The following is an 8,250-nucleotide window of genomic DNA, read 5'->3' on the forward strand; positions in this document are numbered from 1 at the left end:
TCAATTTTATTGTAGGTTTGTTTACCATACAATAAAAAATTCAAACTTATATAATTTTCAAAGAGCGAGCAATTCTATGAAAAATCAAGCTATTTTTTCATATCAACTTAACAGATTCTTTTATTTTATATATTTCTCACGCTAATAGCTTCCGCTAACTGCTTATCTATGCTGTATCTTCCATCTTTTATTTTGATTACATAAGTGTCCCCTAAAATAGAAACCAAAGTAACTATCTCACCTTCATAACAGCCAAGTGAGAATAAAAATTTTTCCATCTCTTCATCATTACTTTTTACATTTGTAATTATATATTCTTTATTAACTTTCCCTTGGCTTAGGTTTTCTATTGTTGACATAGTCTTATCTTTTCCTTTTGATTTTGAAAAGAACATTCTACTTAGTAATCCTTCCATGGTAATCTCCTCCAAAATTTTAACTTAATTGATAATAAATATCATTTTCTATTATTATACTAATTAGTTATTTATTTGTCAATACAAATGATAATCTTTTTCAATAAATATAAAATATCTTACTCTTAAACTTTTATGAAATAAAAAAACACATCAATTTTAAAAAATAAAAAATCAATGCGTTTATATTTGTATTACGTATTTTTATACTATATAAAAATACACTTACAATATAAATCGTAAGTGCATCTTTTTACTAATTATTTTAATACATCTGCCATCTCTGTACTAATTGCTGTACTTATCGCTTTATTTATATTTTCATTAAAAATTATGTTATTAGCTTTATCATCGTATATTGCAGGTAAAAATACTCTAACAGTAGTACTTTTTTCTAATTGGCTTTCTACTTCTATTTTTCCATCATGCAATTCTACTAATTCTTTTGCTATACTAAGCCCTATTCCACTACCTTCATTAACACGTGATAATGAATTATCTACTTGATAAAATCTATAAAAAATAGTTTCTAACTTTTCTTTTGGAATGCCAATACCTGTATCTATTATCTCTATAATGATGTAGTTATTATCATTTTTTACATTCGTATAGATTGTCCCTCCATCAGGTGTGAATTTTATAGCATTAGATAATATATTTAATACAATTCTTTGAATTATTTCTATATCTACTGATACAACTATCTCTTCTTCATAAGTATCAAAAATCATGTTAATATTTTTCTTACTAGCATAGTCAATAGTTTCAGTAAATATAGCTTCTACTATTTCAACAATATTTACATTTTTCTTATTTAATTTAATAACCCCAGATTCTATTTCTTTAACATCTATAATATTATTAGCTAGTTTTAATAATCTATAAGCATTTTGATTAATAATATTAAGCTTCTCTTCTAGATACTTATTATCCAATTCATTATAGCCTTTATTTAACTGCATCTTAACCAGACTTATACCTGATAAAATAATATTAATAGGAGTTCTTAATTCATGACTAATATTAACAATAAAATCTGTTTGCATCTTTTCTCGTGCAATCTCTATTTCTCTTTCTCGTTCTTTCTTCTTAATTCTTTTTATCATACTTATTATTTTATGTACTAAAAATACTATTAAAATGAATATGCAAATTAATACAACACAAATAACTTTTTTATACAACTTGGTAGAAGTAATTGGTAAAATGCTTTATCTATTATTATACATTTTCTAGGTATATTCCTTATATTTATATTATACTTATATATTTCATCATATTTTAAAATCCATTTTGGATCTGGTGCAAAAGTGCTTTCTATATCCGATACATCCTCACCTTCAACCATTCGCTTAACTCTATCAAAAATTTCCTTACCCTGTAATTGCCCAATATCCATACAACCACCTAAAATATCAGCATAAATATAAGTAGGATCATTTGTATAAATTGGCCAAGGTAAATATTCTTTTATAATCTCAACAGATCTCTTAGGGTCTAGGAATGCCCCAGTATCTTTATATTGAAATTCTCCGCCTAAAAGAATAACTTCTTTCTTATCATCATTGTCCCTAGTAGACTGATATTCTTTTAATTTTATTTCAATATCTTCTATGTAATCACTTTGGATAATATTAAGCTCTATCTCATTTCCTAAATGCTCAGTAACTATATTAGTAGACTTTCCAATAAGATTATTTCCAAAACCTGAGCTCTCAGTTATAATATTAATACAATCAATAGTATTATCCATTTGTAATATTAAATTAAAGCCCTCTAGGGTAACATCTCTTTGATAAATACCTGTTATGTACTTCTTTTGTTCCTCTGTAAATGAAATATTTGAGTCAACACCACTAAATACTAAAGGAACGTGATATAGTTCACTATATTCATTTGTTATCTGTGGTGATATTACAGAAAAGGCTTCATCATCGATAGTATATATTGCATCAATACTTCCTTTAGGATATTTCATTTCAATAAATTCTAGAAAACTTGCAATATACTTTTCATCATTTCTACTTCTAAAATCAAAATATTCCACTTTTATATTAATTTCATTTTGATTATAAGCTTCAGCAGCCTCTCTAAAGCCTTCAATTACATAAGATTCCCAATAATGTCCTATATGATAAGAATTAATAATTAGAACGTTAAATGCTGATGCACATTTTTCTGTTTCTGCCAAAGTTATACTTGAACTACACATAAAAACAACAAAAATAATCAGTAGTACTTCTAAAATTTTCTTACCCTTTTTCATAAAGTCTAACTCCCTCTTAGTATTTAAAATACAAAATTATTACAATATAACCCATTTTTCACACAACAATTCTAATCCATTTTTCACCAAAATTCAACCACTTTTTTTCCCATTATTTTGCTTTTATTAAAAGAAAATATGCTTTAATTTAATTAATTTGAATCAAATGAATTTACTACTAAATTATTTTACAAAAAAAGAATGAGCTTAAATCTCATTCCATTCTTTGCAGACATCAACCCATGAATCATAATTTGAATATTTCTCAATTTCAGGAATAGTAAGTTCAATTGCACTATTACTACTTCCACAAGCAGGAAACACTGTATTGAACCTCTTTAATGATTCATCTAAATATACATTAATTCCTTCATTTATAGCAAATGGGCATACCCCTCCAACTCCATGTCCTACTAATTCAACCACTTCCTCTACTGGAATCATCTTCGCCTTTGTTGAGAATTTCTGCTTATATTTTTTATTATCTATCTTAGCATCACCTGCTACCACTATTAAAATTACAGAATCATTTACTATAAATGAAAGTGTCTTAGCTATCCTTTTAGGCTCACAATGAAGAGCCTTTGCTGCTAGTTCTACTGTTGCACTTGATACATCAAATTCTTGAATTTTATCTTCTATTCCGTATTTTTTAAAATATTCTCTTACCTTTTCTATTGCCATAATTACTACCTCTCTTTTTCTAAATTCTACATAGTAACTATATTATCCAAATTACCCCACTATTAACCCTTAACTATAAATGATATTTTTTTAATAAAAAGTGTTGACCTTTTTTAAAAAATAATTTATTATATTTATTGTCAACGAGACAACTATAAAACAACTTGGAAGCATAGCTCAGCTGGGAGAGCATCTGCCTTACAAGCAGAGGGTCACAGGTTCGATCCCTGTTGTTTCCACCATAATATGCGGGTATCGTATATCGGTAATACTCCAGCCTTCCAAGCTGGAAAGGTGGGTTCGATTCCCACTACCCGCTCCATAAAAAAGCAACTGTTAATCAGTTGCTTTTTATTTTATATAAAATTTTATTTAGCATCAATCTCCTATATCCTAAGCGATATATTCATTTTATAAAAACCATTCTATCTTTAAAGTAGAACTAACTTTATATTAATTTTCAATTTATAAACCCTCAGCTTTTGAAAGTTTATTGCTACCAATTGCTCTAAACTCAACATATATCATAATAATAGATACTACACCTGCTATTAAATCAGCAATAGGTCCTGAATACATTATTCCATCAATTCCTATAAATAAAGGCAAAATCACTATTAATGGCAACAAAAATAATATTTGTCTTGTTAGTGAAAGAAATATACCTTTCTTTGGCTTACCTATAGCTGTAAAAAAATTAGATGATATAGGTTGGAAACAATTTAAAAAGGTAAATAATAAAAATATCCTAAAATATTTTACCGCAAAGGTATAGTAAGCTTCTGATCCTGAACCAAATATAGAAACAATCTGTCTTGGTAGAAACTGAAATACTAAAAATGCTATTATTGAGACTATAACGCCATAACTTATAGCTGTTAAATACGCCTTCTTTACTCTATCAAATTTTCTTGCTCCATAGTTAAAGCTTACTATAGGTTGTAATCCTTGTGAAAGTCCTATTACTATTGACATATATATTTGATTTACCTTTGTAATTATACCTGCACATGCTAGTGGTATTGATTCACCGTATACAGATAAAGCACCATAATATGTTAATGATTTATTCATTACTATCTGTACTATCATCATAGCAAGCTGGTTAAAGCAAGGTGCAGCTCCTAAGGAAATTATTCTTTTTACAAACTTCCATCTAGGTATTAAATGTTTCTTATATAATCTTCCTGTTTTATAATTAAACATATATCTTAAAGCTAGCCCTGCTCCAAAAATCTGACCAATTATAGTAGCTAATCCTGCTCCTGCCATCCCCATATTTAATCCAAAAATAAATATAGGGTCTAAAATTACATTTATTATGGCTCCTGATAAATTGCATAGCATACTGTATTTAGGACTACCATCTGCCCTTATTAAATGTCCTCCACCTGTAGCAAATATTAAAAATGGAAATCCTATTGCAGTTATTCTTGTATAACTCTTAGCATAACCTAATACATTTTCAGGTGATCCAAAAAACACGAGCATTGGCTCTAAAAATATTTGAATTATAATACACAAAACTACTCCTGAAGTAAAAAGTAATAGTGCAGAATTTCCAACAAAATAAAGTGCCTTATCCTCATTTCCTTCTCCTAATGTAAGATTAAAAGCTGATGCAGCACCTATACCTAATAGTAATGCAATTGCTATGCATGACGTAGTAAGTGGAAATGTTATATTAGTAGCTGCATTACCAAGTTCACCGATACTTCTTCCAATAAAAAACTGGTCAACAATATTGTATAATGCACTTACTAGCATAGCTATTATACTTGGAACTGCAAAAGCTCTTAATAATCTACTTATAGATTCCGTTCCTAAATTATTTCTTTTTTTATTTCCCATCTCTCTCTCCTCTTCTTTTGTCTTTATTATATATTCTTTCTAAAAATATATTTTTAATGACCCTCATTTTCTCGATAAATGCTTTTACGCCTACTTATCATCTATCATTATACCATTTAATCATCAAATTAACATTTATTAACTATTTAGCTAAAAGTTAAGGACACAATCAGTAAAATTGTGTCCTTAAACTTTATTTTGTTACTTATAATTTATTAACTTTTATATTTAAAATGTTCCTTCTACACTACTTCCATAAATACTTTTACAATTACAGAATCAAATTGACTACCTGAGAATCTTTGAATATTCTCAAATATAGTAATAAGCAAATATCTATTATGTAATTATAATCTCATCTTTATTATCCTTATATTTAACTATTTCTCCATTAAAAACTCTCTCGCAATCTGTTGCATTACATATATTATCTATTAATATCAATTTATACTTGTCATCATAACAATATAAATATAAACCTTCTTTTTTTAATACATACGAAATCGGAAACACTTCTATATTTTTTTCTTTAATCTCTAATTTCACATATGTTTTTTTATCTAAAGCTTTATCTATAATCTTACAAACTTCATTATTAATAACTCTATTTCTATCATCTAGGTCTACTATAAATCTATCCTCTAATTTATCTAGTATCTCTGTGCATTTATCATAATTAATAAGTTTAAATTTATCAATAAGATCTGATTTTTTTAAATCGTCTATTACTTGTTCAGAAATATATAATGATAATATTAAGTCTCTATAATCATTTTCTGTTAATACATATTTAGCTATTATATAGTTTTTGTCTAATTCAATTCCACCATTAACTCCTCTATATGAGATTATAGGAATACCTAAAACAGATAGTTTATCTAAGTCTCTTTGTATAGTTTTTTGTGATACGTTAAATCTATTAGCTAATTCTTTAATTGTAGTTTTAGAGTTACATTTTAATAAATAAAATAGTATTTCTAATAATCTCATATCTAGCTCCTTATAATTTATAAAATTATTATCAATTACTTATTATTTTGTAACCACTTAATTGCACAATAAGCATGCATTGCTGCCCCTGTAGTTAATATATCTTCATTAAATACAACCTTCTCATTATGCATTGGTTCTCCATATAGTGGATTTTCTTGCTTTATACCTGCTCCTAACATAAAGTAAGTGCTTGGTACTTCATATGAATAAGATGCAAAATCTTCTGATCCCATACCTCCACCTTGGAATGAAACAACAGCTTGTTCTCCAATTAATTCTTTTACATATGTTCCAAGTTCATTAGCTAAATCTGTATCATTAGTTAAAGGTGGAACTGAAGATAACTCTATTAGTTCTGCTTCGCCTCTAAACATTTTTGCTGTTGATGTTACTATTTCATTAATTCTATTAAAGATAAATTCACCAACTTCTTTATCTAAACTTCTTATTGTACCTTCCATAATAACTTCTCCTGGGATTATGTTTGGAGCATCTCCACCAGCAAATTTACCTATTGTTACTACAGCAGGTTTAGTTGCAGATATTTCTCTACTTATTATTTCTTGTAAAGATATATATATATGAGCTGCTATATTAATAGGGTCTACTCCTGTTTCTGGCATTGCTCCATGACATCCTCTACCATTTACAACTATTCTGAATCTATTACATCCAGCAATGCTAGTACCTAAACCATATAATACTACATTTGAAGGTGTGCCAGAGTGAACATGCATAGCCATAGCTGCATCTACTTTAGGATTTTCAAGTACACCTGCTTTTATCATCTTTTTAGCCCCAGTAAAACCTTCTTCGTCTGGTTGGAATGCTAGTTTAACAGTACCTTCAATTTTATCTTGATTTTGCTTAAGTAATCTAGCTGCCCCTAAAAGCATTGCAGTATGCATATCATGACCGCAAGAATGCATACATCCATTTGTTGATTTAAAATCGCACTCAGTTGCTTCAACCATTGGTAGTGCATCCATATCTGCTCTTAATAAAAATGTTTTTCCTGGCTTATTCCCTTCTATTGTAGCTACTATCCCACTTTCGCAAATCTCTTTTGGCTCATATCCAAACTCTCTTAACTTATTCATAACATAAGCTTTTGTTTGTGGTAATTCAGCTCCAACCTCCGGGTTATTATGCATAGTTCTTCTATATGTTATTAAATCATTTTTTATCTCTTGTGCTTGTCTTATAAAATCGTTCATATTACACCTCGTATTTAAATAATTTTCTATAAATATATCCTCTTTTCAATTTCATATATTAAACCTTAAACAGGACATATATAGTCATATTTTCTGTTAATTTTAATTTAATTATTCCTTAATTTTTATATAAAAGGCGCTATTAAACTAAATTGTTTATATTCAACAAAAACAATTCCCTTACACTACCTTTATTTAATACTTTTTACTATAATCTTTTTTCATATTTCTACACAAAATATATTTATAATCTTTTTTAAAGGTGGTGTGAACTATGCCTTATAATGCTAAAGATAATCTAAGAGAAGTTATTGATGAATTATGTTGTTGTGAAAATCATTTAAACTCTGCTTATCTTCATTCTGAAGGTACTCATAATAGAACCGAAATACATGCAGCCTTAAAGGCTGTTGGAAGTGCATTAGATTCAGCTCAATATACACTTCTTCATTTTAAAGATTAAGGAGGATTTCTTATGGGACATAAACCTAATGCAAAAGAAGAACTAAAAGCTGCCCTTAATGATGTTCTTTATGCTCAATCACTGCTTCTTGAAGCTATTAACACTGTTGAAGATAATGATAACAAGCAACTTTTACAAAATACTTTATCAAATGTCAATGAAGCTTTATCAGCTACAAAAACATCTGCTTATGGATTTAAAGATTAGTATTTATATAAAAAGGGGCTGTATCAAAAAAAATTTGATATTTGCCGATAAAGAAAAGGAAGTTCGAATTTGAACTTCCTTTTTTGCGCATAGTAATAATATGAAAAACTTCACAAAAAATGTGATTCCTATGCAACAAATAGGATTTGCATT

General features: G+C 28.0%; 9 protein-coding genes and 2 tRNA genes. 4 read left to right on the forward strand and 7 right to left on the reverse strand.

What is annotated here, in order from left to right:
* Positions 1-125: 125 nt before the first annotated feature.
* From H8S10_RS17335 to H8S10_RS17350, 4 genes are all read right to left on the reverse strand, one after another.
* Positions 126-416: a FeoA family protein gene (locus H8S10_RS17335; protein ID WP_243175906.1), complete on the reverse strand. Its 291-nt coding sequence runs from the start codon at positions 414-416 to the stop codon at positions 126-128.
* A gap of 260 nt (positions 417-676) precedes the next feature.
* The gene (locus tag H8S10_RS17340; protein WP_186839697.1) at positions 677-1,522 is read right to left on the reverse strand and encodes a HAMP domain-containing sensor histidine kinase; all 846 of its coding nucleotides are present in this window, start codon (positions 1,520-1,522) and stop codon (positions 677-679) included.
* 47 nt (positions 1,523-1,569) lie between these two features.
* Positions 1,570-2,682 carry a hypothetical protein gene (locus H8S10_RS17345; protein WP_186839698.1) on the reverse strand — a complete coding sequence of 371 codons (1,113 nt, stop codon included), beginning with the start codon at positions 2,680-2,682 and terminating at the stop codon, positions 1,570-1,572.
* Between the two features lie 207 nt (positions 2,683-2,889).
* Complete coding sequence (locus H8S10_RS17350; protein ID WP_055266262.1) at positions 2,890-3,366, reverse strand: YbaK/EbsC family protein; 477 nt, start codon at positions 3,364-3,366, stop codon at positions 2,890-2,892.
* Between the two features lie 166 nt (positions 3,367-3,532).
* Between H8S10_RS17350 and H8S10_RS17355 the strand changes: the two genes are divergently transcribed.
* Together H8S10_RS17355 and H8S10_RS17360 are read left to right on the forward strand one after the other, a co-directional pair.
* Positions 3,533-3,608: transfer RNA gene (locus H8S10_RS17355), tRNA-Val, on the forward strand.
* 6 nt (positions 3,609-3,614) lie between these two features.
* Positions 3,615-3,688 (forward strand) — tRNA-Gly (locus H8S10_RS17360).
* Between the two features lie 143 nt (positions 3,689-3,831).
* Here the strand turns inward: H8S10_RS17360 and H8S10_RS17365 are convergent.
* From H8S10_RS17365 to H8S10_RS17375, 3 genes are all read right to left on the reverse strand, one after another.
* Positions 3,832-5,217: an MATE family efflux transporter gene (locus H8S10_RS17365; protein ID WP_186839699.1), complete on the reverse strand. Its 1,386-nt coding sequence runs from the start codon at positions 5,215-5,217 to the stop codon at positions 3,832-3,834.
* Between the two features lie 339 nt (positions 5,218-5,556).
* Positions 5,557-6,207, reverse strand: coding sequence for an HTH domain-containing protein (locus H8S10_RS17370; RefSeq protein ID WP_055266266.1), 651 nt, complete (start codon positions 6,205-6,207; stop codon positions 5,557-5,559).
* Positions 6,208-6,242: 35 nt separating this feature from the next.
* The gene (locus H8S10_RS17375) at positions 6,243-7,427 is read right to left on the reverse strand and encodes a M20 family metallopeptidase (RefSeq protein WP_186839700.1); all 1,185 of its coding nucleotides are present in this window, start codon (positions 7,425-7,427) and stop codon (positions 6,243-6,245) included.
* 274 nt (positions 7,428-7,701) lie between these two features.
* Here H8S10_RS17375 and H8S10_RS17380 point away from each other — a divergent pair, with 274 nt between their 5' ends.
* Entirely contained in the window at positions 7,702-7,890 is a 189-nt protein-coding gene (locus tag H8S10_RS17380; protein ID WP_055266270.1) for a hypothetical protein, read from the forward strand.
* Between the two features lie 12 nt (positions 7,891-7,902).
* Positions 7,903-8,097, forward strand: a complete 195-nt coding sequence (locus tag H8S10_RS17385) for a hypothetical protein (protein WP_055266272.1) — start codon at positions 7,903-7,905, stop codon at positions 8,095-8,097.
* Positions 8,098-8,250 lie beyond the last annotated feature (153 nt).

The organism is Clostridium sp. NSJ-49 (genome assembly GCF_014287725.1).
GTDB classification, from domain to species: Bacteria; Bacillota; Clostridia; order Clostridiales; family Clostridiaceae; genus Clostridium; species Clostridium disporicum_B.

Excerpts from the sequence above, each read along its gene's own strand:
- H8S10_RS17335 (WP_243175906.1), bottom strand. The coding sequence starts at position 416 with ATGGAAGGATTACTAAGTAGAATGTTCTTTTCAAAATCAAAAGGAAAA.
- H8S10_RS17340 (WP_186839697.1), bottom strand. The coding sequence starts at position 1,522 with ATGATAAAAAGAATTAAGAAGAAAGAACGAGAAAGAGAAATAGAGATT.
- H8S10_RS17345 (WP_186839698.1), bottom strand. The coding sequence starts at position 2,682 with ATGAAAAAGGGTAAGAAAATTTTAGAAGTACTACTGATTATTTTTGTT.
- H8S10_RS17350 (WP_055266262.1), bottom strand. The coding sequence starts at position 3,366 with ATGGCAATAGAAAAGGTAAGAGAATATTTTAAAAAATACGGAATAGAA.
- H8S10_RS17365 (WP_186839699.1), bottom strand. The coding sequence starts at position 5,217 with ATGGGAAATAAAAAAAGAAATAATTTAGGAACGGAATCTATAAGTAGA.
- H8S10_RS17370 (WP_055266266.1), bottom strand. The coding sequence starts at position 6,207 with ATGAGATTATTAGAAATACTATTTTATTTATTAAAATGTAACTCTAAA.
- H8S10_RS17375 (WP_186839700.1), bottom strand. The coding sequence starts at position 7,427 with ATGAACGATTTTATAAGACAAGCACAAGAGATAAAAAATGATTTAATA.
- H8S10_RS17380 (WP_055266270.1), top strand. The coding sequence starts at position 7,702 with ATGCCTTATAATGCTAAAGATAATCTAAGAGAAGTTATTGATGAATTA.
- H8S10_RS17385 (WP_055266272.1), top strand. The coding sequence starts at position 7,903 with ATGGGACATAAACCTAATGCAAAAGAAGAACTAAAAGCTGCCCTTAAT.